This is a genomic window from Pseudomonas sp. NPDC089392, assembly GCF_044749595.1.
Taxonomy (GTDB): domain Bacteria; phylum Pseudomonadota; class Gammaproteobacteria; order Pseudomonadales; family Pseudomonadaceae; genus Aquipseudomonas.
This window is the reverse complement of the sequence record NZ_JBIVIF010000007.1, coordinates 68,104-93,687: the sequence shown is the minus strand read 5'-3', so window position 1 is coordinate 93,687 and position 25,584 is coordinate 68,104. Positions and strand designations below refer to the sequence as shown.

At 61.7% G+C, this 25,584-nt stretch carries 26 protein-coding genes; 9 read left to right on the top strand and 17 right to left on the bottom strand.

What is annotated here, in order from left to right:
- The first annotated feature begins 166 nt into the window (after positions 1–166).
- From ACIP1G_RS09300 to ACIP1G_RS09285, 4 genes are all read left to right on the top strand, one after another.
- A complete protein-coding gene (locus tag ACIP1G_RS09300; RefSeq protein WP_400735734.1) occupies positions 167–1,984 on the top strand; it encodes a penicillin-binding protein activator in 1,818 nt (605 codons plus the stop codon).
- A complete protein-coding gene (locus ACIP1G_RS09295; protein ID WP_400735731.1) occupies positions 1,984–2,355 on the top strand; it encodes a YraN family protein in 372 nt (123 codons plus the stop codon). The genes ACIP1G_RS09300 and ACIP1G_RS09295 overlap by 1 nt, the downstream gene beginning before the upstream one ends.
- An 86-nt stretch (positions 2,356–2,441) precedes the next feature.
- Entirely contained in the window at positions 2,442–3,035 is a 594-nt protein-coding gene (locus tag ACIP1G_RS09290) for a phosphoheptose isomerase (RefSeq protein WP_029887793.1), read from the top strand.
- Positions 3,032–3,610, top strand: coding sequence for a BON domain-containing protein (locus ACIP1G_RS09285; RefSeq protein WP_400735728.1), 579 nt, complete (start codon positions 3,032–3,034; stop codon positions 3,608–3,610). The genes ACIP1G_RS09290 and ACIP1G_RS09285 overlap by 4 nt, the downstream gene beginning before the upstream one ends.
- 161 nt (positions 3,611–3,771) lie before the next feature.
- On the opposite strand, the gene ACIP1G_RS09280 is transcribed toward ACIP1G_RS09285, so the two are convergent.
- From ACIP1G_RS09280 to rplM, 7 genes are all read right to left on the bottom strand, one after another.
- Complete coding sequence (locus ACIP1G_RS09280; RefSeq protein ID WP_400735725.1) at positions 3,772–4,200, bottom strand: ClpXP protease specificity-enhancing factor; 429 nt, start codon at positions 4,198–4,200, stop codon at positions 3,772–3,774.
- 10 nt (positions 4,201–4,210) lie between these two features.
- Positions 4,211–4,834 carry a glutathione S-transferase N-terminal domain-containing protein gene (locus tag ACIP1G_RS09275; protein WP_400735722.1) on the bottom strand — a complete coding sequence of 208 codons (624 nt, stop codon included), beginning with the start codon at positions 4,832–4,834 and terminating at the stop codon, positions 4,211–4,213.
- A 117-nt stretch (positions 4,835–4,951) separates the two neighbouring features.
- The gene (locus ACIP1G_RS09270) at positions 4,952–5,731 is read right to left on the bottom strand and encodes a cytochrome c1 (RefSeq protein WP_400735720.1); all 780 of its coding nucleotides are present in this window, start codon (positions 5,729–5,731) and stop codon (positions 4,952–4,954) included.
- Positions 5,731–6,942: a cytochrome bc complex cytochrome b subunit gene (locus ACIP1G_RS09265; protein WP_266031885.1), complete on the bottom strand. Its 1,212-nt coding sequence runs from the start codon at positions 6,940–6,942 to the stop codon at positions 5,731–5,733. The genes ACIP1G_RS09270 and ACIP1G_RS09265 overlap by 1 nt, the downstream gene beginning before the upstream one ends.
- Positions 6,942–7,535, bottom strand: a complete 594-nt coding sequence (petA, locus tag ACIP1G_RS09260; protein WP_400735717.1) for a ubiquinol-cytochrome c reductase iron-sulfur subunit — start codon at positions 7,533–7,535, stop codon at positions 6,942–6,944. Before petA ends, ACIP1G_RS09265 begins: the two co-directional genes overlap by 1 nt.
- Positions 7,536–7,798: 263 nt before the next feature.
- On the bottom strand, positions 7,799–8,191 hold the full coding sequence (gene rpsI, locus ACIP1G_RS09255) for a 30S ribosomal protein S9 (RefSeq protein WP_003260797.1): 393 nt from the start codon (positions 8,189–8,191) through the stop codon (positions 7,799–7,801).
- A gap of 14 nt (positions 8,192–8,205) precedes the next feature.
- Positions 8,206–8,634, bottom strand: coding sequence for a 50S ribosomal protein L13 (rplM, locus tag ACIP1G_RS09250; protein WP_003251819.1), 429 nt, complete (start codon positions 8,632–8,634; stop codon positions 8,206–8,208).
- A gap of 258 nt (positions 8,635–8,892) precedes the next feature.
- On the opposite strand from rplM, the gene ACIP1G_RS09245 reads away from it, so the two are divergent.
- Both ACIP1G_RS09245 and ACIP1G_RS09240 read left to right on the top strand, forming a co-directional pair.
- The gene (locus ACIP1G_RS09245) at positions 8,893–9,933 is read left to right on the top strand and encodes an NADP(H)-dependent aldo-keto reductase (RefSeq protein WP_400735714.1); all 1,041 of its coding nucleotides are present in this window, start codon (positions 8,893–8,895) and stop codon (positions 9,931–9,933) included.
- A 250-nt stretch (positions 9,934–10,183) separates the two neighbouring features.
- Positions 10,184–11,104: a GlxA family transcriptional regulator gene (locus tag ACIP1G_RS09240; RefSeq protein ID WP_400735959.1), complete on the top strand. Its 921-nt coding sequence runs from the start codon at positions 10,184–10,186 to the stop codon at positions 11,102–11,104.
- 123 nt (positions 11,105–11,227) lie between these two features.
- Here the strand turns inward: ACIP1G_RS09240 and zapE are convergent, their stop codons facing one another.
- The 3 genes from zapE to ACIP1G_RS09225 all read right to left on the bottom strand — a co-directional run bounded on the left by zapE (position 11,228) and on the right by ACIP1G_RS09225 (position 14,538).
- A complete protein-coding gene (zapE, locus tag ACIP1G_RS09235) occupies positions 11,228–12,322 on the bottom strand; it encodes a cell division protein ZapE (protein ID WP_400735711.1) in 1,095 nt (364 codons plus the stop codon).
- A 205-nt stretch (positions 12,323–12,527) separates the two neighbouring features.
- Complete coding sequence (locus ACIP1G_RS09230) at positions 12,528–13,877, bottom strand: tryptophan--tRNA ligase (protein WP_400735708.1); 1,350 nt, start codon at positions 13,875–13,877, stop codon at positions 12,528–12,530.
- A gap of 25 nt (positions 13,878–13,902) precedes the next feature.
- Positions 13,903–14,538 (bottom strand): alpha/beta hydrolase, encoded by a 636-nt coding sequence (locus tag ACIP1G_RS09225; RefSeq protein WP_400735705.1) that lies wholly within the window; start codon positions 14,536–14,538, stop codon positions 13,903–13,905.
- A 135-nt stretch (positions 14,539–14,673) separates the two neighbouring features.
- Between ACIP1G_RS09225 and ACIP1G_RS09220 the strand changes: the two genes are divergently transcribed.
- A complete protein-coding gene (locus ACIP1G_RS09220; RefSeq protein ID WP_400735703.1) occupies positions 14,674–15,111 on the top strand; it encodes a YhcB family protein in 438 nt (145 codons plus the stop codon).
- Positions 15,112–15,273: 162 nt separating this feature from the next.
- On the opposite strand, the gene ACIP1G_RS09215 is transcribed toward ACIP1G_RS09220, so the two are convergent.
- Complete coding sequence (locus tag ACIP1G_RS09215) at positions 15,274–16,470, bottom strand: methionine gamma-lyase (RefSeq protein ID WP_400735700.1); 1,197 nt, start codon at positions 16,468–16,470, stop codon at positions 15,274–15,276.
- A 127-nt stretch (positions 16,471–16,597) separates the two neighbouring features.
- Here ACIP1G_RS09215 and ACIP1G_RS09210 point away from each other — a divergent pair, with 127 nt between their 5' ends.
- Positions 16,598–17,077, top strand: a complete 480-nt coding sequence (locus ACIP1G_RS09210) for an Lrp/AsnC family transcriptional regulator (RefSeq protein WP_016498026.1) — start codon at positions 16,598–16,600, stop codon at positions 17,075–17,077.
- Between the two features lie 236 nt (positions 17,078–17,313).
- On the opposite strand, the gene cysN is transcribed toward ACIP1G_RS09210, so the two are convergent.
- The 3 genes from cysN to ACIP1G_RS09195 form a co-directional block, all read right to left on the bottom strand.
- The gene (cysN, locus tag ACIP1G_RS09205; RefSeq protein ID WP_400735696.1) at positions 17,314–19,215 is read right to left on the bottom strand and encodes a sulfate adenylyltransferase subunit CysN; all 1,902 of its coding nucleotides are present in this window, start codon (positions 19,213–19,215) and stop codon (positions 17,314–17,316) included.
- 15 nt (positions 19,216–19,230) lie between these two features.
- The gene (gene cysD, locus ACIP1G_RS09200) at positions 19,231–20,148 is read right to left on the bottom strand and encodes a sulfate adenylyltransferase subunit CysD (RefSeq protein WP_013974136.1); all 918 of its coding nucleotides are present in this window, start codon (positions 20,146–20,148) and stop codon (positions 19,231–19,233) included.
- 247 nt (positions 20,149–20,395) lie between these two features.
- Positions 20,396–21,154, bottom strand: a complete 759-nt coding sequence (locus ACIP1G_RS09195) for a Nif3-like dinuclear metal center hexameric protein (RefSeq protein WP_400735692.1) — start codon at positions 21,152–21,154, stop codon at positions 20,396–20,398.
- A gap of 168 nt (positions 21,155–21,322) precedes the next feature.
- Here ACIP1G_RS09195 and algW point away from each other — a divergent pair, with 168 nt between their 5' ends.
- Positions 21,323–22,483: a Do family serine endopeptidase AlgW gene (algW, locus tag ACIP1G_RS09190; protein ID WP_400735690.1), complete on the top strand. Its 1,161-nt coding sequence runs from the start codon at positions 21,323–21,325 to the stop codon at positions 22,481–22,483.
- Positions 22,484–22,514: 31 nt separating this feature from the next.
- Here the strand turns inward: algW and ACIP1G_RS09185 are convergent, their stop codons facing one another.
- Genes ACIP1G_RS09185 through ACIP1G_RS09175 form a run of 3 tightly spaced genes read right to left on the bottom strand, consistent with a single transcriptional unit; the run spans position 22,515 to position 25,577 of the window.
- The gene (locus ACIP1G_RS09185) at positions 22,515–23,279 is read right to left on the bottom strand and encodes an amino acid ABC transporter ATP-binding protein (RefSeq protein WP_003251792.1); all 765 of its coding nucleotides are present in this window, start codon (positions 23,277–23,279) and stop codon (positions 22,515–22,517) included.
- An 11-nt stretch (positions 23,280–23,290) separates the two neighbouring features.
- A complete protein-coding gene (locus ACIP1G_RS09180; protein ID WP_400735687.1) occupies positions 23,291–24,388 on the bottom strand; it encodes an amino acid ABC transporter permease in 1,098 nt (365 codons plus the stop codon).
- A 10-nt stretch (positions 24,389–24,398) separates the two neighbouring features.
- Entirely contained in the window at positions 24,399–25,577 is a 1,179-nt protein-coding gene (locus ACIP1G_RS09175; protein WP_400735685.1) for an amino acid ABC transporter permease, read from the bottom strand.
- Between the last annotated feature and the right edge of the window lie 7 nt (positions 25,578–25,584).

Below are 25,584 nucleotides of genomic sequence, written 5' to 3'. Positions count from 1 at the left end.
ATCAAAGGCGCCATTGTAGCCCGAGCGCCTGCAACAGGGCGCAAAGAACTTCACCGGCGATCAACGGCAGGCCGCCTATAGTGAAGGATCGACACGGCAACATCGCGCCCCGGCCAGTGCTTGGGTACAATTGCCGGCCAACTTGATCGAGTAACAGGACCTTTACATGATCGCTTGCCTGCGGCTGTTCACAGCCCTCTGCCTCGCTGCCCTGCTGGCAGCCTGCGCCAGCTCGCCCTCATCCAGCCTGGGCGAGCTGCCGCGCACCCCGGACGCCAGCATCGAGCAACTGCTCGAAAAGGCCGCTTCCAGCAAGTCTGCCGAAGACGCCGCCCTGCTGCGCCTGAGCGCGGCCGACCTGGCCTACAAGCAGAAGGACTTCCCACGCGCCGCACGCATTCTCGAGCAGGTCCCGATGGACACGCTCAAGCCGGCCCAGCAAGTGTTCGCCAGCACCCTCAGCGCCGAGCTGGCCATGAGCCGCAACCAGCCCAAGGCGGCCCTGACTGCCCTGGCCCACCCAAGCCTGCAGCGCGTCGCCGAGCTGCCGCCAGAACAGCAAGCGCGCACCTACAACGTGCACGCCGCCGCCCTCGAAGCCGACGGCCAGGCCATGGCTGCCGCGCAACAGCGCGTGCTGCTGGCCCCGCTGCTCAGCGGCCAGGCGGCCAGCGCCAACAATGATGCCATCTGGGCCCTGGTTGCCTCGCTGCCGGCAGAGCAACTGCAGCAGCCTGGCAACGACCAGACCCTGGCCGGCTGGACCAGCCTGGCCCTCGCGGTGAAAACTGCCGGCACCCTGGAGCAGCAGCAAGCGGCCATCGAAACCTGGGTCAAACAGCACCCGGACCACCCTGCTGCCCAGCAACTGCCGTTGGCACTGACCAAACTCAAGGAACTGGCCAGCCAGCCGCTGACCAAGATCGCCCTGCTGCTGCCTCAGGAAGGCCCGCTGGCCGGTGTTGCCCGCGCCCTGCGCGACGGCTTCATGGCCGCCCACTTCCAGGCCCAGCAAGCCGGCCAGCCAGCGCCTGCGGTGCAGGTGTTCGACAGCTCGCGCATCGGCTCGCTCGACGATTTCTATCGCCAGGCCCAGGCCGCTGGCGTGCAGCTGGTCATCGGCCCGCTGGAAAAACCACTGGTGAAGCAGCTGGCCGCCAAACCACAACTGCCGATCACCACCCTGGCCCTGAACTACGCCGACGCCGGCCAAAAGGCCCCGCCGCAACTGTTCCAGTTCGGCCTGGCAGCCGAAGACGAAGCCCGCGAAGTGGCCCGCCGCGCCCGCGCCGACGGCATGGTCCGTGCCGTGGCCCTGGTACCGAGTGGCGAATGGGGTGACCGTGTGCTGGCCGCCTTCCGTCAGGATTGGGAAGGCAACGGTGGTACCGTGATCGCCGCCCAGCGCATCGCCCAGCCGGTCGCCCTGGCCCAGCAGATTGCCGACCTGTTCCAGCTGCGCCAGAGCGAAGGCCGCGCCAAGAGCCTGCAAAGCACGGTAGGCGGCAGCATCGCCGCACAACCGTCGCGCCGCCAGGACATCGACTTCATCTTCCTTGCCTCGACCCCACAACAGGCGCAGCAGATCAAGCCGACCCTGAACTTCCAGTACGCCGGCGACGTTCCGGTCTACGCCACCTCGAACCTGTACAGCGCAAGCGGTGACGTCAACCAGTACAACGACATGAATGGCATCCGCTTCTGCGAAACGCCGTGGCTGCTGGACACCAGCAACAACCTGCGCCAGCAGGTGGTGCAACAGTGGCCACAAGCCGCCGGTAGCCTGGGCCGCCTGTACGCCATGGGCGTCGATGCCTACAGCCTGGCGCCGCGCCTGGGCCAGCTGAAAGCGTTGCCGGGCAACCGCGTGCAGGGCCTTTCGGGCAGCCTGAGCATGAACGCCAACCAGCGTGTCGAGCGCCAGCTGCCATGGGCCGAGTTCACCGGCGGCCAGGTCAAGCGCCTGCCTGACACCCCACGTTGATGGCACCCGCGTCGCCCACCAGCGCCGGGCAGGCAGCAGAAACCCAGGCCCTTGAATACCTTCAAGGGCAGGGCCTGCAACTGCTGGCGCGCAACTGGCGATGCAAAGGCGGTGAGCTTGATCTGGTCATGCTCGACGCCGATACAGTAGTATTCATCGAAGTCCGCTACCGGTTGCATGCGGCCTTCGGTGGCGCCCTCGGCAGTATCGACGGGCGCAAGCAGAAACGGTTGGTGCTCGCCGCCAGCCTGTTCCTGCAAAAGGAGCCCCACTGGGGCAACCACCCCTGCCGCTTCGACGTAGTCGCCCTGCAGGGCAGCCACCATGCAGGCAGACCGCTTCAATGGCTGAAAAACGCCTTCGAATGCTGAACCCTCTTCGTTTTTTTTGCTCTATGTATCGCGGGCTGGTCGTTGTTGCGCGCCGCAAAGGCCACCGCCCCACTTAAGGTCACCAGATGGACATGCAATCCCGAATTCGCCGGCTGTTCCAGGCCAGCATCGAAACCAAGCAACAGGCAATGGACATCCTGGCACCGCACATCGAGCAGGCCAGCCTGGTCATGGTCAATGCGCTGCTCAATGAGGGCAAGATGCTCGCCTGTGGCAATGGCGGCTCGGCCGGCGATGCCCAGCACTTTTCCTCGGAGCTGCTCAACCGCTTCGAGCGCGAACGCCCGAGCCTGCCGGCCATTGCGCTGACCACCGACAGCTCGACCCTGACCTCGATCGCCAACGACTACAGCTACAACGAAGTCTTTTCCAAGCAGATTCGCGCCCTGGGCCAGCCCGGCGACGTTCTGCTGGCGATCTCCACCAGCGGCAACTCGGCCAACGTGATCCAGGCGATCCAGGCCGCACATGACCGCGAAATGATTGTCGTAGCAATGACGGGTCGCGACGGCGGCGGCATGGCTTCGCTGCTGCTGCCCGAAGACGTGGAAATCCGCGTACCTTCGACGGTTACCGCGCGCATCCAGGAAGTCCACCTGCTGGCGATCCACTGCCTGTGCGACCTGATCGACAGCCAACTGTTCGGGAGTGAAGAATGACCCCTATGCGCCTCGGCCTGATGGCCCTGACCCTGTGCCTGAGCGTCACCGGTTGCAGCTCGGTACTCACCTCTACCCGCAATTCGCCCATTGAGGACGATCGCGGTACCCGCACCATCGGCAGCAAGATCGACGACTCGCTGATCGAAACCAAGGCCGCCGTGAACATTTCCAAGGCCAACCCGGACCTGGACAAGGGCTCGCACATCGTTGTCAGCAGTTACAACGGCATCGTCCTGCTGGCCGGCCAGACCCCACGCGCCGACCTCAAGAGCCTCGCCGAGCAAACCGCCAGCCAGGTTCAGCGGGTCAAGAAAGTGCACAACGAGCTGCAGGTGATGCAGCCCTCCTCCATCCTGGCGCGTAACAACGACGCCTGGCTGACCACCAAGATCAAGACCCAAATGCTGACGGACAATTCCGTGCCCAGCTCGCGCATCAAGGTGATTACCGAGAACGGTATCGTCTACCTGCTCGGCCTGGTGACCAAGCAAGAGGCCAACTCGGCAACTGCTGTGGTACAGGGCGTGTCTGGTGTACAGAAGATCGTCAAGCTGTTCGAATACATCGACTGATTGTTCGCCTGGAAATTTTCAGCGTCTGTGAGACCGAGCGCCGCGCGGGCGGCGCTCGGTCTCACAGGCAAAGAGAATGCCGTGGCGAGCACCTTCAAGCCGAAATACTTTTTTAGAGCCCACCCAAAGAAAAAGGCGATCCATCTGGATCGCCTTTTTTGTTACTTGACCACTTTCAGGCTTGGCCGGCCAGTCGGGCGTGGCGGCTGGCCACCACCCTCTGGTGGGCCATCGTCATCCGGCTGCACATCATCGTCTTCCAGGTCTTCGCCATCCTCCGACGGCTCCAGCTCAAAGACCATGCCCTGACCATTTTCGCGGGCATAGATGCCCAGGATGGCGCCAACCGGTACGAACAGCGAGTGAGGCACACCACCGAAGCGGCCCTCGAAGCTGACCGCTTCGTTGTCCATGTGCAGGCTGCGCACGGCATTTGGCGAGATATTCAAGACGATCTGGCCATCACTGGCGAAACCATCCGGCACCTGTACCTTGGGGAATTCGGCATTGACCAGCATGTGGGGCGTGCAATCGTTGTCGACGATCCACTCGTACAGTGCTCGAACCAGATAGGGGCGACTGGAGTTCATCAACGGCTCCTTAAAGCTTGCGCATTTCACGTTCTACGGAGGACAAGCTCGCCTGGAAAGGCTCGCGGGCGAACTGGCGCTCCATGTAATCCAGCAGCGGCTTGGCTTGCCGCGGCAATTCGATACCCAATACCGGCAAACGCCAGAGTATTGGAAGTAGACAACAATCGACCAGGCTTTGCTCCTCGCTCATGAAGCAAGCGAATTCATTGAACAGTGGCGAAACGCCGGTCAGGCTTTCGCGCAAGGCCTTGCGCGCCTCAGCGCGAGCAGCCTCGCTGCTGCGCGAATCAAGCACGGTATCGGCCAAGGCGCACCAGTCACGCTGGATGCGGTGCATCAGCAAGCGGCTGTTGCCGCGCGCAACCGGGTACACCGGCATCAGCGGCGGGTGCGGGTAACGCTCCTCGAGGTATTCCATCACCACGGTCGATTCATACAACGCCAGGTCACGGTCGACCAGGGTCGGCACGTTGCCGTAAGGGTTCACCTCGACCAACTTGGGCGGCAGGCGGCCGGGGTCGACATCAATGACCTGCACGCTGACGCCCTTCTCGGCCAGCACCAGGCGAACCCGATGGGAATAGTGATCAGCGGGGTCGGAATAGCAGGCTAACCTGTTGGTTGCGCCCATGTAGCGGCTCCTCGCACGGGATGCTTGTGCAACTTTAAATGAAAACGCGCCCGGGGCACCCAAGCATTTCTGCCAGGGCGCCCCGGGCGCGTTCAACAACCAGAAACTACTGCGTGATCAGTGCACGTCCTTCCAGTATTCACGCTTGAGCAAGTAGGCGAATACGAAGAAGAAAGCCAGGTACAGCAACACGTAGGTACCGATGCGCTGGCTTTCCAGTTTGACCGGGTTGGCCGAATAGGCCAGGAAGGTCACCAGGTTCTTGACCTTCTCGTCGAACTGCTCGGTCGTCAGGGTACCGGATTTCGGCGTAATGGTCAGCTGGTCGCAGGCTTCATGGGTAATCGGGCTGCCGGTCAACGGGTCGAATTGCTTCTTGCCATCGGTCACGGTCTGCACCTGCTTGCAGCCAATCACCTGGTTACCCTGCAGGCCAACCAGCACGTTAGGCATGCCGACGTTCGGGAACACCTTGTTATTCACCCCGTAAGGCCGCGACGGGTCCTCGTAGAAGCTGCGCAGGTAGGTGTACAGCCAGTCGGTGCCGCGCACCCGGGCCACCAGGGTCAGGTCGGGCGGCGCAGCACCGAACCAGGTCTTGGCGTCACTGGGCTTCATGCCGATCTGCATGTGGTCGCCGATCTTGGCACCGGTAAACACCAGCTTCTCGAGCATCAGCTCATGCGGGATACCCAGGTCATCGGCAACCCGCTCGTAACGCTGGAACTTGGCACTGTGGCAACCCATGCAATAGTTGGCAAAGGTACGCGCACCGTCCTGCATGGCGGCCTTGTCGGTCAGGTCGATATCAGCCTTGTCCAGTTCCAGGCCGTGTTCGGCGGCGAAGGATAAGGCAGGCATCACTGCCAGCAAAAATACTGCAATCAACTTTTTCATCAGCCAGTCACCCTTTCCGGAACCGGTTTGGTCTTCTCGAGCCTTGTGTAGAACGGCATCAGCAGGAAGTAGGCGAAGTACAACACCGTGCACACCTGCGACAGCAAGGTACGCCCAGGTGTCGGCGCCAGTACGCCAAGCACGCCGAGGATGACGAAGGCCACGCAGAACACCAGCAGGAAGACCTTGCTAATCCAGCCCTTGTAACGCATGGAACGCACCGGGCTGCGGTCGAGCCAGGGCAGTACGAACAGCACGGCAATCGCCGCACCCATGGCAATCACACCCATCAGCTTGTCAGGCACCGCACGCAAGATCGCGTAGAACGGCGTGAAGTACCACACAGGTGCGATGTGCTCGGGTGTCTTGAAGGCGTTGGCCTGCTCGAAGTTCGGTTTCTCCAGGAAGTAACCGCCCATTTCCGGGAAGAAGAACACCACGGCGCAGAACACGAACAGGAACACCACCACGCCGACAATGTCTTTCACGGTGTAGTACGGATGGAACGGAATGCCGTCCAGCGGGATGCCGTTTTCGTCCTTTTTCTTCTTGATATCGACGCCATCGGGGTTGTTCGAACCCACTTCGTGCAGGGCGAGGATGTGCAGCACCACCAGGCCGAGAATCACGATGGGCAGGGCAACCACATGCAGAGCGAAGAAGCGGTTCAGGGTGATGCCCGAGATCAGGTAGTCACCGCGAATCCACTGGGTCAGGTCACCGCCGATCACCGGGATGGCACCGAACAGCGAGATGATCACCTGGGCACCCCAGTACGACATCTGGCCCCACGGCAGCAGGTAGCCCATGAAAGCTTCGGCCATCAACGCCAGGTAGATCAGCATGCCGAACAGCCAGACCAGCTCGCGTGGCTTCTGGTAGGAGCCATAAAGCAGGCCGCGGAACATGTGCAGGTAAACCACGATGAAGAACGCCGACGCACCGGTGGAGTGCAGGTAGCGCAGGATCCAGCCGTATTCCACGTCACGCATGATGTACTCGACCGAGGCGAACGCCTCTTCCGCCGAGGGCGTGAAACTCATGGTCAGCCACACACCGGTGACGATCTGATTGACCAGCACCAACAGTGCCAGGGAGCCGAAGAAGTACAGGAAGTTGAAGTTCTTGGGCGCGTAATACTTGCTCAGGTGGTCTTCCCACATCTTGGTGGCGGGGAAGCGAGCATCAATCCAGTCCATGAACTTGCTCATCATGCTTTCTCCTGGTCGACGCCGATGACGACAATCTCGTCCGACTCGTAAGAGTGCGGTGGCACGGGCAGATTGAGAGGCGCCGGCTGCGACTTGTAGACACGGCCAGCCAGGTCGTAGTGGGAGCCGTGGCACGGGCAGAAATAGCCACCTACCCATTTCGGGCCAAGGTCAGCAGGTGCAACTTCCGGGCGGAAGGTGGGCGAGCAGCCCAGGTGCGTGCACAGGCCGACGAGGATGAGAATTTCCGGCTTGATCGAACGAACCTGTGGATCGACGTAGGTCGGTTGCACCGAGGCCTTGGACTCGGGGTCGGCCAGATCACCGACGACTTTTTTCAGGTTGCCAAGGATCTCGTCCGTTCGTCGTACGATGAACACAGGCTGGCCACGCCATTCGGCAACCATCTGCTGCCCGGCCTCGACTTTGGCAATATTGACCTTCACCGGTGCACCCGCGGCTTTCGCCTTGGCACTGGGAAACCATGACCCTACGAACGGTACCGCAGCCCCCACTGCCCCCGCTGCCCCGACCACGGATGTCGCGGCTACGAGGAAGCGGCGCCGGCCTGCGTTGACGCCGTCATTGCTCATTCAGTCCTCTCCCATCAGCTTGCTTGGCCTGTTGAACCAGGCTTGTACTTAGGTTGTGTCAGTGGCACTAAAAATTGGCCGCCATGGTAAGAAACAAATCCACACACTGACAAGGTGATTACCCCGGCCAGGGGCGACAACCCGCGCTTTGCTTGATCTGCGTCTATGCGACTAGAGGCCACCGACATGCTGACAGGTTAGTTCAAGCCAAAAAAAAAGCCCGGTTCCAAGGAACCGGGCTTTTTTCGACTGCCGAAGCGGTATTAACGCTTGGAGTACTGAGGACGCTTACGCGCTTTACGCAGACCCACTTTCTTACGCTCAACTTCACGAGCGTCGCGGGTGACGTAGCCAGCACGACGCAGAGCGCCACGCAGGGTTTCGTCGTATTCCATCAGAGCGCGGGTGATACCGTGACGGATCGCACCGGCCTGACCGCTGACACCACCACCGGAAACGGTGACGTAGATGTCGAACTTCTCAACGGTTTCGGTCAGCTCGAGCGGCTGGCGAACAACCATGCGAGCGGTTTCGCGACCGAAGAACACGTCCAGAGAACGGTTGTTGATGGAAATGTTACCAGTACCCGGACGCAGGAATACGCGAGCGGTTGCGGTCTTGCGACGGCCAGTGCCGTAGTTTTGAGTCGCCGACATAATGAACTATCCCGTTAGATCTTCAGTTCTTGAGGCTGCTGAGCAGTGTGTGGGTGAGCAGCACCCGCGTACACTTTCAGCTTACGGTACATGTCGCGACCCAGCGGGTTCTTAGGCAGCATGCCTTTGACCGCGGTTTCGATAACACGCTCAGGGGCCTTGGCGATCAACTTCTCGAAGTTGATTTCCTTGATACCGCCCGGGAAGCCGGAGTGGGAGTAGTACATTTTGTCGGAAGACTTGGCACCAGTCACACGAACCTGCTCGGCGTTGATAACGACGATGTAGTCGCCGGTGTCAACGTGAGGGGTGTATTCTGGTTTGTGTTTGCCACGCAGACGGGTAGCGATTTCGGTAGCCAGACGACCCAGGGTCTGGCCAGCGGCGTCAACTACGAACCACTCGCGCTTTACTGTTTCCGGTTTAGCAGTAAAAGTTTTCATTCTCTAAAGCCTCAGAGGCCGCCCAGCGAAAAATAGACGGCGAATCTTACTGGATAGTGCACAGCTTGCCAAGGGCAAGCGCGCAGCCGAACACAGACGCTTTTGGGGGCTCGGGTCGGGCACGCCAATGTTCGACGGGGTTCTTCCTGCGTGATGGTGCATCACTTCCGCCACGCGGAGAGGGGCTGAATTATCCAGATTGCACGAAAAATTTCAACCTGCTTTGATGGGCTTCTATAGCCAAGGAGTGTTTAACCGATGGAATACCGCCAGCTCGGCCGTACCGACCTCAATGTCAGCGCCCTGTGCCTGGGCACCATGACCTGGGGCGAACAGAACGTTCAGGCCGAGGCCTTCGAACAGATTGCCCGGGCCAAGGCCGCCGGGGTCAACTTCATCGACACCGCCGAGATGTACCCGGTGCCGCCCCGCCCGGAAACCTACGCTGCCACCGAGCGCATCATCGGCAACTGGTTCCGTGACCATGGTGACCGTGACGAGTGGCTCCTGGCCAGCAAGGTTGCCGGCCCCGGCAACGGCATCAGCCATATCCGTGACGGCCAGCTCAAGCACAACCGCCAGCACATCGTCGCGGCGCTGGACGAGAGCCTCAAGCGCCTGCAGACCGACCGCATTGACCTGTACCAGCTGCACTGGCCAGAGCGCAGTACCAACTTCTTCGGCAAGCTGGGCTACCAGCACCTGCCACAAGACCACTTCACCCCGCTGGAAGAAACCCTCGAAGTGCTCGACGAGCAGGTACGCGCGGGCAAGATCCGCCACGTCGGCCTGTCCAACGAAACGCCGTGGGGCACCATGAAGTTCCTGCAACTGGCCGAGAGCCGTGGCTGGCCGCGGGCGGTGTCGATCCAGAACCCGTACAACCTGCTCAACCGCAGCTTTGAGGTGGGCCTGGCGGAAGTGGCCATCCGTGAACAGTGCGGTTTGCTGGCCTATTCGCCGCTGGCGTTCGGCATGCTGTCGGGCAAGTACGAGAACGGTGCACGGCCGGACAACGCGCGCCTGACCCTGTTCAGCCGCTTTGCACGTTACTCCAACCCGCAGACAGTGGCGGCCTGCAGCCGTTATGTGCAGCTGGCCCGGGAGCACGGCCTGGACCCGGCGCAGATGGCCCTGGCGTTCGTTACCCGGCAGCCGTTCGTGACCAGCAACATCATTGGCGCGACCAGCCTGGAGCAGCTGGACAGCAACCTGGCGAGCCTTGAAGTGAACCTGAGCGACGAGCTGCTGGCGGCGATTGAGGCGATTCATCAAGAACAACCCAACCCGGCGCCTTGATCAAAGCTACAAGCTACAAGCTACAAGCTACAAGCTACAAGCTACAAGCTACAAGACAGAGCAGCGTGCATGCTGACGTGCTTTATCTTGAAGCTTGAAGCTTGCAGCCCGACCAAAAACATAAGACGATCCAGCCGGTGATTGACCACTCTACCCTATAAGAACAATGACAATGATGTTTACCCAACCCTCCGCGTCGCTGCGGCGCGTCAGCATCCTGGCCATTGACAAGGTGTTCGCTTCGACCTTGATGCAAGCCAAGGACTTCTTCCACCTCGCCAGCCTGCGTTACAGCAAGCAGCTGGGCCTGGGCCTGCAGCCCATGTTCGAGATCCGCCTGGTAAGCCCGGACGGCCAGCCTGTGGACAGCTTCAGCAATGTGCAGCTGCCGGTCGACGGCGGCCTGGACGACGCCGACGTGATCATCCTCCCGGCCTACTGGGAAGACTTCGACAACCTGCTGCAACGTTATCCACAGGTGCTACCGTGGCTGCGTGAACAGCATGCACGTGGCGCAGTACTGTGCGCCGAGGCCAGTGGCGTGTTCTGGCTGGCCGAGTCAGGCCTGCTCGATGGCAAGGAGGCGACCACCTACTGGCGCTTCTTCACCAGCTTTGCCGAACGCTTCCCGAAGATCCGCCTGAACCAGGACAAGCACCTGACCGACGCCGACAATATCTATTGCGCTGGCGGCGCCACCTCGGCCTGCGATCTGTACATTTACCTGATCGAGCGTTTCTGCGGCGCCAACGTGGCCCGTGCGGTGTCGCGCGACATCCTCTACGAAGTGCAACGCAACTACACACCGGGGCGCATGGGCTTTGGCGGGCAGAAGCTGCACCAGGACCTGATCATCCTGCAGATCCAGCACTGGCTGGAGGAGCACTTCGCCGACAAGTTCCGCTTCGAGGACGTGGCCCGTAACCATGGCATGAGCATTCGCAACTTCATGCGCCGCTTCCAGGGTGCTACGGGTGACAAGCCGCTGCATTACCTGCAACGGTTGCGCATCGAGACGGCCAAGGGGTTGTTGTCGAGCACGCGCAAGAGCATCAAGACCATCAGTTATGAGGTCGGTTACGACGATGCCAGTTTCTTTGCGCGGTTGTTCCGCCAGCATACCGAGTTGTCGCCGAACCAGTATCGGCAGCAGTTCATGCAGGAGGCTTGAGGGCTATTGGGGCTGCGTTGCAGCCCATTCGCGGCACAAGGCCGCTCCTACAAAGGCCTGCATACACAGGTCAATGTGGGAGCGGCCTTGTGCCGCGATGGGCCGCAGAGCGGCCCCAAGATCTTAAGGCTTGTGCGCTCGCGACAGGAACTCGTGCGACTGCATCTCCAGCAAGCGGCTCAGGGTGCGCTGGAACTCGAAGGCCAGGCGCCCACCGGTATACAGGTCCTTGAGCTCCACCTCGGCCGAGATGATCAGCTTGACGTTGCGGTCGTAGAACTCGTCCACCATGTTGATGAAGCGGCGGGCGATATCGTCGGTGGTGACGCTCATCTGCTCGACGTTGCTCAGCAGCACGGCGTGGAAGATCTTGCCCAGCTCGATGTAGTCGTTCTGGCTGCGCGGCCCGTCGCACAGGGCACGGAAGTCGAACCAGGCGACGTCGTCGCAGGTACGCAGGGCATTGATCGGGCGGTTCTCGATCATCAGCACGTCGTTCTCGACCGCCTGGGTGCACTCAGGGGTCAGCGCCTTGAAGCTGGCGCGCATGCTCTGGTGCGCCGCATCATTGAGCGGGAAGTGGAACAGTTCTGCCTGTTCCAGGTGACGCAAGCGGTAGTCGACCCCGCTGTCGACGTTCACCACGTCGGTGAACTGCTTGATCATGGCGATGGCCGGCAGGAAGCGCGCGCGCTGCAGGCCGTCCTTGTACAGGCCGTCTGGCACGATGTTGGACGTAGCCACCAGCGATACGCCGTTCTTGAACAGCTCTTCCATCAGGGTGCCAAGAATCATGGCATCGGTAATGTCCGACACGAAGAATTCGTCGAAGCAGATCACCTTGGCTTCTTCGCTGAAGCGCTTGGCGATGATGGTCAGCGGGTTCTTCTCGCCCTTGAGGGTGCGCATTTCCTCGTGTACACGCTTCATGAAGCGGTGGAAGTGCGTGCGCATCTTCTGCTTGAACGGCAGCGCCTCGTAAAAGGTATCGACCAGGTAAGTCTTGCCTCGCCCTACCCCGCCCCAGAAATACAGGCCCTTGACCGGGGTCTGCTCCTTCTTGCCGAACAGCTTGCCGAACACGCCCGGCTTGTTGTTCTGCGCGTGCACCAGGTCGTCGTACAGGCGCTGCAGGTGACGCACCGCAGTTTCCTGCGCCGCGTCATGGAAGAAGTCGGGACGTTTCAGATCTGCTTGATATCGTTCTAGGGGCGTCATGATTTCGTTAGCGAGGCAACAAAAAACGGGCCGTCACTGTAGCGACAGGCCCGCTTAATGGCAATGCGACTTGCGTCAATATGCCTCATTTACGCTGTATGGCACCGGCTTTGCCGGTGTTCGCGGGTGAACCCGCTCCCACAAGAGAAATACCTGTAGGAGCGGGTTCACCCGCGAATAGGCCAGTACAGGCAGGTACGATATTTCAGTCCTGCTGTGGTGCCAGGGCTTCACGCAGGCTTTGAATGGCTGCATCACGCGCTTCAGCGCTGTCGAACTGCGGCCCGTCGGCAACCTGCTCGCCGTTCAGCCACAGGCCGAAGCCCAGGCCGTCAACGCGCACATCCGCTTCGCCACCCTGCTGCAGCTGCTTGCTGACGGCGCCAGCGCTCTTGCCGTCGGCGAAACTGCGCGACAGCAGCAATTGCTCGCCGTCGGCAGCCAGCAGGCGGAAGCGGAAGCTGCCATCTTCATCACGGAAGCTGACAAAACGCGCGCTCTTGGCGGCTTTTTTCTTCACTTCGGTGTTGGCCTGCACGCTTGTGCGGAACGAACGCAGGCCAACGGACTCGCGCAGTTGCTCAAGGAACGGCGTGGCGATCTTGCGGGCCTTGTCAGCGCCGGCCAGCAGAATGTCTTCCAGGTCCGCCGGGCGGGCGATCAGCTGGTGGTAGTACTCGCGCTTCTCGGCCAGCTGGCCGTCCAGCAGCTGGAACAGGCGCTGCTTGGCATCGCCCCAGCCCAGGCCCTGCAACAGCTCTTCGCGGAATTCGGCGCATTGCGCTGGCGTCGAGAAAGCCTGGTACAGGGTGAACAGGTGCGAATTGTCCGGGTCTTTCGCTTCGCCAGGCGCGCGCGAGTCGGTGACGATGCGCGAAATGGCGTCTTTCATGTCCTTGGCGCTGGTGAACAGCGGGATAGTGTTGTCGTAGCTCTTGGACATCTTGCGCCCGTCCAGGCCCGGCAGGGTCGCCACGCTCTCTTCGATTACCGCCTCTGGCAGGGCGAAGAAGTCCTTGCCCTGGCCAAACAGGTGGTTGAAGCGCTGGCCGATGTCGCGGGCCATTTCCACGTGCTGGATCTGGTCACGGCCGACCGGCACCTTGTTGGCGTTGAACATCAGGATGTCCGCAGCCATCAGCACCGGGTAGCTGAACAGGCCCATGGTCACGCCGGCATCCGGGTCTTCACCGGTTTCCAGGTTCTTGTCCACCGAGGCCTTGTAGGCGTGCGCACGGTTGAGCAGGCCCTTGGCCGCGACGCAGGTCAGCAGCCAGGTCAGCTCGGGGATTTCCGGGATGTCCGACTGACGGTAGAAGGTCACCTTGTCCGGGTCCAGGCCGCCGGCCAGCCAGGTGGCGGCGATTTCCAGGCGCGAACGCTGGATGCGCAGCGGGTCGTCGCACTTGATCAGCGCGTGGTAGTCGGCCAGGAAGTAGAACGAATCGACACCGGGCTGCTGGCTGGCACGGATCGCCGGGCGGATGGCGCCGGCGTAGTTGCCCAGGTGCGGAGTGCCGGTGGTGGTGATACCGGTAAGAATGCGCGTGGTCATGGGTGTTCGCTTATTCAGGCTTGGCTCAGTTCGAAAGGCGCGGCAGCAGCAGATCCTTCAGATCGGTCAGCTTGCCATGGAAGAAGTGTCCGCATTCTGCCACTTTCAGCAGCTCATGGGGGCGCGACAGGCTGTCGGACCAATCGTAAACCAACTGCGGCGCGACCACTTCGTCGGCATCCGGCTGCACCACGCTGATCGGGCACTGCTGCGGCAGCGGGAATTCGGCGGTCAGGCGCATGACTGCCGGGGCAATCATGAACAGGTGCTGCAGCGTTACCCCAGCGGCCTCCAGGCGGCCAGCCAGGCTTGTGGCGACGAAGCCGCCGAACGAGAAGCCCATCAGTACCAGTGGCAGCTCGGGGTGCTTGGCACGCAGCCAGGCAGCGGCGGCCTCGGCATCGGCCACTTCGCCGGCGCCCATGTCATGGCTGCCGGCGCTCTGGCCGACGCCACGGTAGTTGAAACGCAAGGTCACGTAGCCAGCATCGCGGGCGGCGCGTTGCAGGGTTGAGACCACCTTGTTGAGCATGGTGCCGCCCTGGACCGGGTTGGGGTGGCAGATCAGCACCGCGCCGCGGGCATCGGCCACGTCCAGGTACAAGGCTTCCAGCTGGCCGCTGGGGCCATCGATGAACAAGGGGGTTTCGCGGACAAGCAAGGCACTACTCCGTGACCTCGGGGAGGGTCGATTCGTCTAGGTGAGGAATTCTGTTCTGATTTGCGATCGCTCGCGGTATACAGCGCAGGTCTGAGCCGTTAACGTAAAGCAAAGCCGTTTATAGAGGAAGGACTCGTGGAACTCTCGCTCCTTGTTTGGTTGTTGCCGACCCTGGCCCTGGTCATTGGTGTGGTGGTTGGTTTCGTCGTGGCCCGCCTGCTGCCCAATGCCGCGCCGAGCAGCACGCAGCGTCAGCTGGATGACATCCAGAAGCGCTTCGACAGCTACCAGAACGAAGTGGTCACCCACTTCAACAGCACCGCTGTGCTGGTCAAGAAACTGACCCAGAGCTACCAGGATGTGCAGGACCACCTGGCCGACGGCGCCAATACCCTGGCCCTCGACGACGTGACCCGCCAACGCCTGCTGGCTGCCCTGCATTCCGAAGGTGTGCAAGGCCCGCGTGACCGCCTGACGCCGCCGAAGGACACCGCAGAAGTGCCACGCGACTACGCGCCAAAAGCGCCGAACTCGCCGGGTATGCTTGACGAGAGCTACGGGCTCAAGCGTTGATCTGCTGAACATGAAAAAGGCCTCGCGAGAGGCCTTTTTTGTGTGCTGGGTTCCCGGGCCTCTTCGCGGGTAAACCCGCTCCCACAGGGTCCGCACATGTTTCAAATACGGCGCCGTACCTGTAGGAGCGGGTTTACCCGCGAAGAGGCCAGCCCAGGCAACCTAGCTGCAAGCCTGCAATGCCTGCTCGACATCCGCCAACAAATCTTCCACATCCTCCAACCCCACCGACAATCGCACCAACCCCTCCGAAATCCCGTGATGCGCCCGCTCCTCTGGCGTATAGCTGGAATGGGTCATGCTTGCCGGATGCTGCGCCAGCGACTCGGCATCCCCCAGGCTCACCGCCCGGGCAAACAGCTGCAGGGCATTCATGAACCTGCGCCCGGCCTCGATACCGCCCTTGAGCTCAAAGGCAATCATCCCGCCCGGTAATCGCATCTGCCGCTGCGCCAGTTCGTACTGGGCGAACGACGGCAACCCCGGGTAGTGAATCAGCTCAACCTGCGGCTGCCGGGCCAGAAACTCAGCCACCTGCTGGGCGTTGGCGCAATGCCGGTCCATGCGCAGGGCCAGGGTCTTGATCCCGCGCATCAACAGCGAAGCGTCGTGCGGCGACAGTACCGCCCCGGTCATGTCCTTCAAGCCTTCCAGGCGAATACGGTCGACCAGTGCCTTGCGCCCTACCACCAGGCCGGCGGTGATATCACCATGCCCGCTAAGGTACTTGGTTGCCGAATGCACCACCAGGTCCGCCCCCAGCTCCAGCGGGCGCTGCAGGTACGGCGTGCAATAGGTGTTGTCGACCACCACATGCACATCTAGCCCGCGCACCGCTTCGGAAACCGCCGCGATGTCCACCAGTTGCATATTGGGGTTGGCCGGTGTTTCGAAGTAGATCATCCGTGTTTTGCTGTTGATCGCCGCTTTAAGCGCCTTGGCATCGTTGAGGTCGACATGGTGAACCTTGACCCCGAACTCGCCGATGCCGTGGTGCAGGAACGCAAAAGTGCAGCCATACAAGGTGCGCCCGACAATCAGCTCGTCGCCGGGCCGCAGCAAGGTCCAGATGGTCGAGGTAATCGCACCCATCCCCGACGCCAGCGCCAACCCCGCCTCACCGCCCTCCAGCGAAGCCATGCGCTGCTCCAGCAATGCCAGGGTGGGATTGGAGATACGGCTATAGAAATGCCCCGGCTCTTCCCCGGCGAAGCACGCCGCGCCGTATTCGACGGTGGGAAAGGCATAGGTAGCGGTCTGGTACACCGGCGGCACCAGGGCGCCACCGTGGGAAAGCGGATCGTAGCCATGGTGAATGGCCCGTGTCGAAAAACCGGTGTTGTTATGGGAGTCGCGCATGGCAACAGCCTCTTGTGGTTTGCTATAAGCTTATGCCACCGAGCTGCCCGATTTTTTCCAAAATAGCCCACGCCCCCTTGTGCTTATTGGAACAAAAACAACAATTAGATGATCAGGAGCGCAAAACATGCCTTCAAGCCTCGACCGCACCGACCGCGCCCTGCTCGCCGCCCTGCAGGACAACGCCCGCCTCACCGTCGCTGAACTCGCCGACCAAGTGGCACTGACCACCTCGCCCTGTTGGCGACGGGTCAAGTTACTGGAAGACAACGGCTACATCACCGGCTACCAGGCCATCCTCTCGCCCAAATCGCTGGGCTTTGGCGTGACCGCGTTTGTCAGCATCATGATGGACTCGCACACCAAGGACATGGCACTGGCGTTCGAGCAGCGGCTGATGGAAATCCCCGAAATCGTTGCATGCCACAATATTTCCGGGCGCTATGACTTCTTGCTGGAGATCCTGGCGCGGGACCTGGAATCGTTTGGCGAATTTACCCGGGAAGTGCTGCAACGGTTGCCGGGGGTGAAGGAGATCTATTCGAGTTTTTCTTACAAGGCGGTGAAGGAACGGCGCGTAATTCCAGTGTCGGAGAAGCACATCTGAACGGCATGCGCGGTCCATGCGGGAGCAACTGCCTTGTTCAAAATCCAAAAGCTCTCGCAGTCCCTGTGCGGCTTTAGCCGCGAACACCGGCACAGCCGGTGCGATCCACCGCGCCGCCTGCTTCGCGGGTGAACCCGCTCCCACAGGTACAGCGTGAGTCCGAAGCCAGTGCCGTACCTGTGGGAACGACAAACAAAAAACCCCGCCGAAGCGGGGTTTTCCTTGCAGCCCAGCGCTTAGATCGCGCCACGCTGACGCAGCACGTCCAGCACCAGCTTCACGCCTTCGTCGACGCTGATCGACTGGGTATCGATCACCAGGTCAGCGTCCAGCGGTACATCGAACGGGAAGCTTTCGCCCGGGATGTTGTCGCCACCGGCGGCGTACAGGCCTTGCGGGTCGCGCTCGCGGCAGGCCAGCGGCGAGGCCTGGACGTAAACGGTCACCAGGCGCTCTTTGCCGATCAGCGCCTTGGCCTGTTCACGGCCTTCGGCATCCGGGGCGACGAACGCGGCCAGGGTCAGCATGCCAGCTTCGTTGAACTGACGCGCTACATGGGCGGCGCGGCGCCAGTTCTCGGTGCGGCCGGCGCGGTCCTGTGGCAGGCCCTTGTTCAGGTCGTGGCGCAGGTTCTGGCCATCGAGCACGTACACCGCACGGCCCATGTCGAACAGCTTGCGCTCCACGGCATAGGCCAGGGTGCTCTTGCCCGCGCCAGACAGGCCGCTGAACAGCACGGTGGCAGGCTGCTGGCCGAAGCGCAGGGCGCGCTCTTCGGTGGACACGTGGGCCTGCTTGCCATGCTGGCCGGTGCTGCCATGCGGCAGTACTGGCGGGGCGATGATCATGCCGGCGCCGACGGTGCCGTTTGTCAGGCGGTCGATGACGATGAACGCACCGGTGGTGCGGTTGCTGTCGTAACCGTCCAGGGCGATCGAGGTGTCCAGGGCCACCTTGACCCGGCCAATCTCGTTCAGCTGCAGTGCGCTGGCAGCGCCCTGCTCCAGTGTGTTCACATCGACCTTGTGGGTGATGCTGGCAATCGAGCCTGGCACGTAGCTGGTGGCGCGCTTGATGTCGTATTTCTTGCCTGGGAGCATCGGCTCCTCGGCCATCCACACCAGCATGGCGTCGAACTGGTCGGTTACCGGCGGAACGTTATCAGCATGCACCAGCAGGTCGCCACGGGAGATGTCGATCTCGTCTTCCATGGTCAGGGTCACGGCCTGGCCTGGGCCTGCGTTTTCCAGTTCACCTTCGTAGGTGACGATGGACTTGACCCGGCTGCTCTTGCCCGACGGCAGTACGACGACTTCGTCGCCCTTGTGCACCACGCCGCTGGCGATGGTGCCAGCGAAGCCGCGGAAGTTCAGGTTCGGGCGGTTGACGTACTGCACCGGGAAACGCAGGTCGGTGAAATTGCGGTCAGCCGCCACTTCGACGGTTTCGAGGATTTCCATCAGCGTCGGGCCGGCGTACCACGGCGACTGCTCGCTGTGGTTGACCACGTTGTCACCCTTGAGCGCCGACATCGGCACGAAGTGCAGGCTGCTCGGCTTCAGGTTGATGGCTTCGGCAAACTTCAGGTAGTCGGCCTTGATCGACTCGAAGACGCCTTCATCGAAGCCCTTCAGGTCCATCTTGTTGACCGCAACCACGATGTGCTTGATGCCCAGCAGCGAGGCAATGTAGCTGTGGCGACGGGTTTGGGTCTGCACGCCGTAGCGGGCATCGACCAGGATGATCGCCAGGTCGCAGGTGGACGCGCCGGTCGCCATGTTGCGGGTGTACTGCTCGTGGCCCGGGGTGTCGGCAATGATGAACTTGCGCTTGGCGGTGGAGAAGTAGCGGTAGGCGACATCGATGGTGATGCCCTGCTCGCGCTCGGCCTGCAGGCCGTCTACCAGCAGCGCCAGGTCGACTTCTTCGCCGGTGGTGCCGACTTTCTTCGAATCACGGGTGATGGCCTCGAGGTGGTCCTCGTAGATCATCTTCGAGTCGTGCAGCAGGCGCCCGATCAGGGTGCTCTTGCCGTCGTCAACGTTGCCGCAGGTCAGGAAGCGCAGCAGTTCCTTGCGCTCGTGCTGGGCCAGGTAGGCGAGGATGTCCTCGCTGATCAGATCAGATTGGTGCGACATGGAGTAACCCTGAAATTAGAAGTAGCCTTGGCGTTTCTTGTCTTCCATGGAGCCGGCGCCATCGTGGTCGATGACACGGCCCTGGCGTTCGGACGTACGGGTCAGGAGCATTTCCTGAATGATGTCCGTCAGGGTCTCGGCTTCCGACTCGACAGCGCCCGTCAGCGGGTAGCAGCCGAGGGTACGGAAACGCACCTTCTTCTTGACGATGCGGGCTTTCTCTTCATCGGTGAGATGCTCGAGGATGCGCTCGTCGTCGATCATGATCAGGGTGCCGTTCTTCTCGATGACTTCACGCTCGGCGGCGAAGTACAGCGGCACGATCGGGATGCCTTCAAGGTAGATGTACTGCCAGATGTCCAGCTCGGTCCAGTTCGACAGCGGGAAGACGCGGATCGACTCGCCCTTGTTGACCTTGCCGTTGTACACGTTCCACAGCTCGGGGCGCTGGTTCTTCGGGTCCCAGCGGTGCTTGCTGTCACGGAACGAGTACACACGCTCCTTGGCCCGCGATTTCTCTTCGTCACGGCGCGCGCCACCGAAGGCGGCGTCGAAACCATGCTTGTCCAGCGCCTGCTTCAGGCCCTGGGTCTTCATGATGTCGGTGTGCTTGGAGCTGCCATGGGTGAACGGGTTGATGCCCTGCGCCACACCCTCGGGGTTGACGTGGGTGATCAGCTCCAGGCCCATTTCCTCGACCATCTTGTCGCGGAAGCTGTACATCTCCTGGAATTTCCACTGGGTGTCGACGTGCATCACCGGGAACGGCAGTTTGCCTGGGAAGAAGGCCTTGCGCGCCAGGTGCAGCATCACGGCGGAATCCTTGCCGATCGAGTACAGCATCACCGGGTTATCGAACTCGGCGGCCACCTCGCGGATGATGTGGATGCTTTCCGCCTCCAGCTGTTTCAAGTGCGTCAGTTTGTCGACCATGGCTACTCACGAAAAACGATCTTATGGACGGCCTGCGGGCCGTGTTCGAGCGAGCCACTTTATCACAGCGGTAGCTTCTATTTAGGAGGCGGGCTAGATCGAAAAAGTCTAACGATATGACTGGGGGTTTGGGCTGGCAGGCCCGGCCTCTTCGCGGGTGAACCCGCTCCCACAGGTACTGCACTGGCTCAGGCTTGGTGCGGTCCCTGTGGGAGCGGGTTTACCCGCGAAGAAGGCGACGCCGATCTCAGATAGGATTCGGGCAATCGATGAACAGGTGCTCCACGGCAAACCGCCGCGCCAGGTAATCGCCCAACGCCTGTACGCCATAGCGCTCGGTGGCATGGTGCCCGGCAGCGATGAAGCTGACCCCGTTCTCGCGGGCGCTATGGTAGGTCTGCTCCGACGCCTCGCCCGTAAGGTAAAGGTCCACCCCCGCCGCAATCGCGGTGTCGATGTAGCCCTGCCCGCCCCCGGTGCACCAGCCAACCCGGCGGATCATCTCATCACCTTCAACCAGCAACGGCTCGCGCCCCAGCACTTCCTGCACACGCCGGGCAAAGTCGCGCGCGGTCATCGGCTCGGCCAGCGAGCCGACCAGCCCGACTACCTTGGGGTTCTCCGGGTCCAGCGGCCCTTCGACAGTGATCTCCAGTTGCCGCGCCAGCTGCACGTTGTTGCCCACATCCGGGTGCACGTCCAGCGGCAGGTGGAACGCCAGCAGGCTTATGTCGTTGTTAAGCAAAGTCTTCAGCCGACGCTGACGGATACCGGTGATGCACGGGTTCTCACCCTTCCAGAAGTAACCATGGTGCACCAGCACCAGGTCGGCCTCGGCCTCCACCGCCGCATCCAGCAACGCCTGGCTGGCGGTAACGCCGCTGACGATGCGGCTGACCTGCGGCCGGCCTTCGACCTGCAGGCCGTTGGGGCAATAATCCTGGATCTTCGCGCTGCCCAGGTAGCGTTCGGCTTCCTCGACCAGGGTGTTGAGAGCGACGGCCATGAAAATCTCCTCGAAAACTGCGCTTTTCTCGGGCACAACGCCAATGGAACGCCCGTATAATGCCGGCCATTATGGGCCGTCGCCGGCACTGGGGGAACCGGTGTATGATCGCGCGCGCTCATGCCCCACTGCGCGGCCGCTGGCCCCCGCTCTTTCCAGGATTCGTTCATGTTCAAGGCTTTGCGTTACTTTGGCTGGCCCCTGCTTACCGGCGTACTGATCGCCATGCTGATCATCCAGCGCTTCCCGCAATGGGTCGGTTTGCCCAGCCAGGACGTCAACTTGCAACAAGCGCCGCAGACCACGCGGATCATGCAAGGCCCGGTGTCGTACGCCGATGCCGTGACCCTGGCCGCCCCTGCGGTGGTCAACCTGTACACCACCAAGGTGGTGAACAAAAGCGCCCACCCGCTGTTCGAAGACCCGCAATTCCGCCGTTTCTTCGGCGACAACCTGCCCAAGCAACGCCGCTGGGAATCGAGCCTGGGCTCGGCAGTGATAATGAGCCCCGAGGGCTACCTGCTGACCAACAACCACGTCACCAGCGGCGCCGACCAGATTGTCGTGGCCCTGAAGGATGGCCGCGAGACCCTGGCCCGGGTCATCGGCAGCGACCCGGAAACCGACCTGGCGGTGCTGAAGATCGACCTCAAGAGCCTGCCTGCGATCACCATCGGCCGCTCCGACAACATTCACATCGGCGACGTGTCCCTGGCCATCGGCAACCCGTTCGGCGTCGGCCAGACCGTGACCATGGGCATCATCAGTGCCACCGGCCGCAACCAGCTGGGCCTGAACAACTACGAAGACTTCATCCAGACCGACGCGGCGATCAACCCGGGCAACTCCGGCGGTGCGCTGGTCGATGCCAATGGCAACCTGGTCGGCATCAACACGGCGATCTTCTCCAAGTCTGGCGGCTCGCAGGGCATAGGCTTTGCCATCCCGGTAAAACTGGCACTGGAAGTGATGAAGTCGATCGTCGAGCACGGCCAGGTGATTCGTGGCTGGCTGGGCATCGAAGTGCAGCCGCTGAGCCAGGAGCTGGCCGAATCGTTCGGCATGAAGGACCGCCCGGGCATCGTGGTGGCGGGCATCTTCCGCGAAGGGCCGGCGGCCAAGGCCGGGCTGCAGCTGGGTGACGTGATCTTGAGCATCAACGGCGAACCGGCCGGTGACGGACGCAAGTCGATGAACCAGGTGGCGCGGATCAAGCCCAACGAGAAGATCACCATCGAGGTGATGCGCAATGGGCAGCAGTTGAAGCTGATTGCCGAGGTGGGGCTGCGGCCGCCACCGGCGCCGGCAGTGGCCACAGAAGAGAAGTAAAAAACGGGGCCGCTTTGCGGCCCCGGCTACATTAATGCAGGATCTGGCTGAGGAACAACTTGGTGCGGTCGCTGCGCGGCCGGTCGAAGAAGTCATCCGGTGCCGCCTGCTCCACGATCTCGCCCTTGTCCATGAAGATCACCCGGTTCGCCACGGTACGGGCAAAGCCCATTTCGTGGGTTACGCAGAGCATGGTCATGCCATCCTCGGCCAGGCCTACCATGGTATCGAGCACTTCCTTGACCATTTCCGGGTCCAGCGCCGAGGTCGGTTCGTCGAACAACATGATCTTCGGCTTCATGCACAACGCACGGGCAATCGCCACACGCTGCTGCTGGCCACCGGACAACTGCCCCGGGTACTTGTGCGCCTGCTCCGGAATACGCACCCGCTCCAGGTAATGCATGGCAATTTCCTCGGCCTTGCGCCGCGGCATCTTGCGCACCCACATCGGTGCCAGGGTGCAGTTTTCCAGGATGCTCAGGTGCGGAAACAGGTTGAAGTGCTGGAACACCATGCCCACCTCGCGGCGGATCGCCTCAATCTGCTTGAGGTCGTTGGTCAGCTCCACGCCATCGACCACGATGCGACCCTGCTGGTGCTCTTCCAGGCGGTTGAGGCAGCGGATGGTGGTGGACTTGCCCGAACCGGACGGCCCGCACAGCACAATGCGCTCGCCCTGGCGCACGTTCAGGTTGATGTCCTTGAGCACATGGAACTGGCCGTACCACTTGTTCACACCCTGCATCTGGATGATGCCTTCGGGGCCGGCAGGCTGCTTGATCGCTTCACTCATTATTCAAACTCCTAACGCTTGTGGCCAGTGTCCAGCTTGCGCTCCAGGTGCATGGAGTAGCGGGACATACCGAAACAGAAAATCCAGAACACCAGGGCGGCGAACACGTAGCCCTCGGTAGCCATGCCCAGCCAGGCCGGGTCGGCGGCAGCTTGCTTGACGCTGTTCAGCAGGTCGAACAGGCCGATGATGATCACCAGGCTGGTGTCCTTGAACAGGGCGATGAAGGTGTTGACGATGCCGGGGATCACCAGCTTCAGCGCCTGCGGCAAGATCACCAGGCCCATCGCCCGCCAGTAGCCCAGGCCCATGGCCGCAGCGGCTTCGTACTGGCCCTTGGGAATGGCTTGCAAGCCGCCGCGCACCACTTCGGCGATGTACGCCGACTGGAACAGGATCACGCCGATCATCGCCCGCAGCAGCTTGTCGAAGCTCATGCCTTCAGGCAGGAACAGCGGCAGCATCACCGAGGACATGAACAGCACGGTGATCAGCGGCACGCCGCGCCAGAACTCGATGAAGGTCACGCACACCACCTTCACCGCCGGCATCTTCGAACGCCGCCCCAAAGCCAGCAGGATGCCCAGTGGCAAGGCGCCGACGATACCCACGGTGGCGATCACCAGGGTCAGCATCAGCCCGCCCCACTGGCTGGTCGGTACGCTTTCCAGGCCCAGGTAACCACCATGGAGCAAGGTGTAGGCCAGTACCGGGTACAGCACCAGGAAGCCCAGGCCGTAAAAGGCCTTGCGTGGGAAACGCTTGATGAACAGCGGCGCGGCGCCAAGCACGGCAAGCCACACGGTCAGGTCCACCCGCCAGCGCATCTCTGCCGGGTAGTAGCCGTACATGAACTGGCCGAAGCGCTGCTGCACGAACACCCAGCAAGCGCCCTCTTTGGTGCAGTCGGCGCGTGTGGTGCCGACCCAGTTGGCATCGATCAACGCCCACTGCAGCAACGGCGGCACGATCAGCCACACCAGGTAGATGGCGAACAGGGTCAGCAGCGTATTGAGCCAGCTGGAGAACAGATTGGCACGCATCCATGCGAGCACGCCGACGGTTTTCACCGGTGGCGGCATGTCGGGTTTGAAAACATGGGCATTCACGGGCGTATCCTCACCGCTCGATCAGCGCAATGCGCTTGTTGTACCAGTTCATCAGCAGCGAAATGCTGATGCTGATGGCGAGATAGACACTCATGGTGATGGCGATCACCTCGATGGCCTGGCCGGTCTGGTTGAGCACGGTACCGGCGAACAGCGAGACCATCTCCGGGTAGCCGATACCGGCCGCCAGCGACGAGTTCTTCGCCAGGTTCAGGTACTGGCTGGTCAGCGGCGGAATGATCACCCGCAGTGCCTGGGGGATGATCACCTTGCGCAGGGTCGGCCCCTCGCGCAGGCCCAGCGAGCGCGCGGCTTCGGTCTGGCCATGGCTGACCGAACGAATACCGGAGCGCACGATTTCGGCGATGAAGGCGGCCGTATAGATAGTCAGCGCCAGGGTCAGCGCCAGCAGCTCGGGGATCAACACCCAACCACCCACGAAGTTGAAGCCCTTGAGCTGCGGCACTTCCCAAGTCACCGGGCTGCCGAACAACAGCACGCTCAGGCCTGGAATGGCGACCAGCAGCGCCAGCCCTACCCAGAACTTGTGGAAGGGCACACCGGTCTCCTCGAAACGCTTGTTGGCGTAACGCACCATCACGGCAATGGCGGCAATGGCCACCGCCAAGGCCACGACGAACGGCCAGAAGCCGTCGGCCATCGACGCACCAGGCATGTTCAGGCCCCGGTTGCTGATGAAGAAGGTGTCTTCGATATTGATGCTGCCCCGCGGTCCCGGCAGGGTCAGGAACACGGCGAAGTACCAGAACAGGATCTGCAACAACGGCGGGATGTTGCGGAAGGTTTCCACGTACACGGTCGCCAGCTTGTTGATCATCCAGTTCGGCGACAACCGCGCCACGCCGATGATGAAGCCGAGGATGGTCGCCAGCACCACGCCAATGAACGTCACCAACAGGGTATTGAGCAGGCCGATGACGAACACCCGCGCATAGCTGTCGGATTCAACGTAGGGGATCAGGTGCTGGGCAATGCCAAAGCCGGCACTGCGGTCGAGGAAGTCGAAGCCCGAGGTGATGCCCCGGTGCTGCAGGTTGGTTTGCGTGTTGTTGAACAGATACCAGCCCAGACCGACCACGAAAATGATCGTGAGAATCTGGAACAGCCACGCGCGCACACGTGGATCGCTCAGGGATAACCCCTTTTGTGCGCCGATTCGATTTTGCATGAAGTGC

What these genes read in the sequence shown, in the direction of transcription:
- ACIP1G_RS09240 (WP_400735959.1), top strand. Translation starts at nt 10,184, where the DNA reads ATGCAAGCCAAGGACTTCTTCCACCTCGCCAGCCTGCGTTACAGCAAG.
- cysN (WP_400735696.1), bottom strand. Translation starts at nt 19,215, where the DNA reads ATGTCGCACCAATCTGATCTGATCAGCGAGGACATCCTCGCCTACCTG.
- algW (WP_400735690.1), top strand. Translation starts at nt 21,323, where the DNA reads ATGTTCAAGGCTTTGCGTTACTTTGGCTGGCCCCTGCTTACCGGCGTA.
- ACIP1G_RS09295 (WP_400735731.1), top strand. Translation starts at nt 1,984, where the DNA reads ATGGCACCCGCGTCGCCCACCAGCGCCGGGCAGGCAGCAGAAACCCAG.
- ACIP1G_RS09195 (WP_400735692.1), bottom strand. Translation starts at nt 21,154, where the DNA reads ATGGCCGTCGCTCTCAACACCCTGGTCGAGGAAGCCGAACGCTACCTG.
- rplM (WP_003251819.1), bottom strand. Translation starts at nt 8,634, where the DNA reads ATGAAAACTTTTACTGCTAAACCGGAAACAGTAAAGCGCGAGTGGTTC.
- ACIP1G_RS09280 (WP_400735725.1), bottom strand. Translation starts at nt 4,200, where the DNA reads ATGAACTCCAGTCGCCCCTATCTGGTTCGAGCACTGTACGAGTGGATC.
- ACIP1G_RS09230 (WP_400735708.1), bottom strand. Translation starts at nt 13,877, where the DNA reads ATGACCACGCGCATTCTTACCGGTATCACCACCACCGGCACTCCGCAC.
- petA (WP_400735717.1), bottom strand. Translation starts at nt 7,535, where the DNA reads ATGAGCAATGACGGCGTCAACGCAGGCCGGCGCCGCTTCCTCGTAGCC.
- ACIP1G_RS09265 (WP_266031885.1), bottom strand. Translation starts at nt 6,942, where the DNA reads ATGAGCAAGTTCATGGACTGGATTGATGCTCGCTTCCCCGCCACCAAG.
- ACIP1G_RS09275 (WP_400735722.1), bottom strand. Translation starts at nt 4,834, where the DNA reads ATGGGCGCAACCAACAGGTTAGCCTGCTATTCCGACCCCGCTGATCAC.
- ACIP1G_RS09210 (WP_016498026.1), top strand. Translation starts at nt 16,598, where the DNA reads ATGCCTTCAAGCCTCGACCGCACCGACCGCGCCCTGCTCGCCGCCCTG.
- zapE (WP_400735711.1), bottom strand. Translation starts at nt 12,322, where the DNA reads ATGACGCCCCTAGAACGATATCAAGCAGATCTGAAACGTCCCGACTTC.
- ACIP1G_RS09185 (WP_003251792.1), bottom strand. Translation starts at nt 23,279, where the DNA reads ATGAGTGAAGCGATCAAGCAGCCTGCCGGCCCCGAAGGCATCATCCAG.
- ACIP1G_RS09285 (WP_400735728.1), top strand. Translation starts at nt 3,032, where the DNA reads ATGACCCCTATGCGCCTCGGCCTGATGGCCCTGACCCTGTGCCTGAGC.
- ACIP1G_RS09300 (WP_400735734.1), top strand. Translation starts at nt 167, where the DNA reads ATGATCGCTTGCCTGCGGCTGTTCACAGCCCTCTGCCTCGCTGCCCTG.
- ACIP1G_RS09270 (WP_400735720.1), bottom strand. Translation starts at nt 5,731, where the DNA reads ATGAAAAAGTTGATTGCAGTATTTTTGCTGGCAGTGATGCCTGCCTTA.
- ACIP1G_RS09215 (WP_400735700.1), bottom strand. Translation starts at nt 16,470, where the DNA reads ATGCGCGACTCCCATAACAACACCGGTTTTTCGACACGGGCCATTCAC.
- ACIP1G_RS09290 (WP_029887793.1), top strand. Translation starts at nt 2,442, where the DNA reads ATGGACATGCAATCCCGAATTCGCCGGCTGTTCCAGGCCAGCATCGAA.
- ACIP1G_RS09175 (WP_400735685.1), bottom strand. Translation starts at nt 25,577, where the DNA reads ATGCAAAATCGAATCGGCGCACAAAAGGGGTTATCCCTGAGCGATCCA.
- cysD (WP_013974136.1), bottom strand. Translation starts at nt 20,148, where the DNA reads ATGGTCGACAAACTGACGCACTTGAAACAGCTGGAGGCGGAAAGCATC.
- rpsI (WP_003260797.1), bottom strand. Translation starts at nt 8,191, where the DNA reads ATGTCGGCGACTCAAAACTACGGCACTGGCCGTCGCAAGACCGCAACC.
- ACIP1G_RS09245 (WP_400735714.1), top strand. Translation starts at nt 8,893, where the DNA reads ATGGAATACCGCCAGCTCGGCCGTACCGACCTCAATGTCAGCGCCCTG.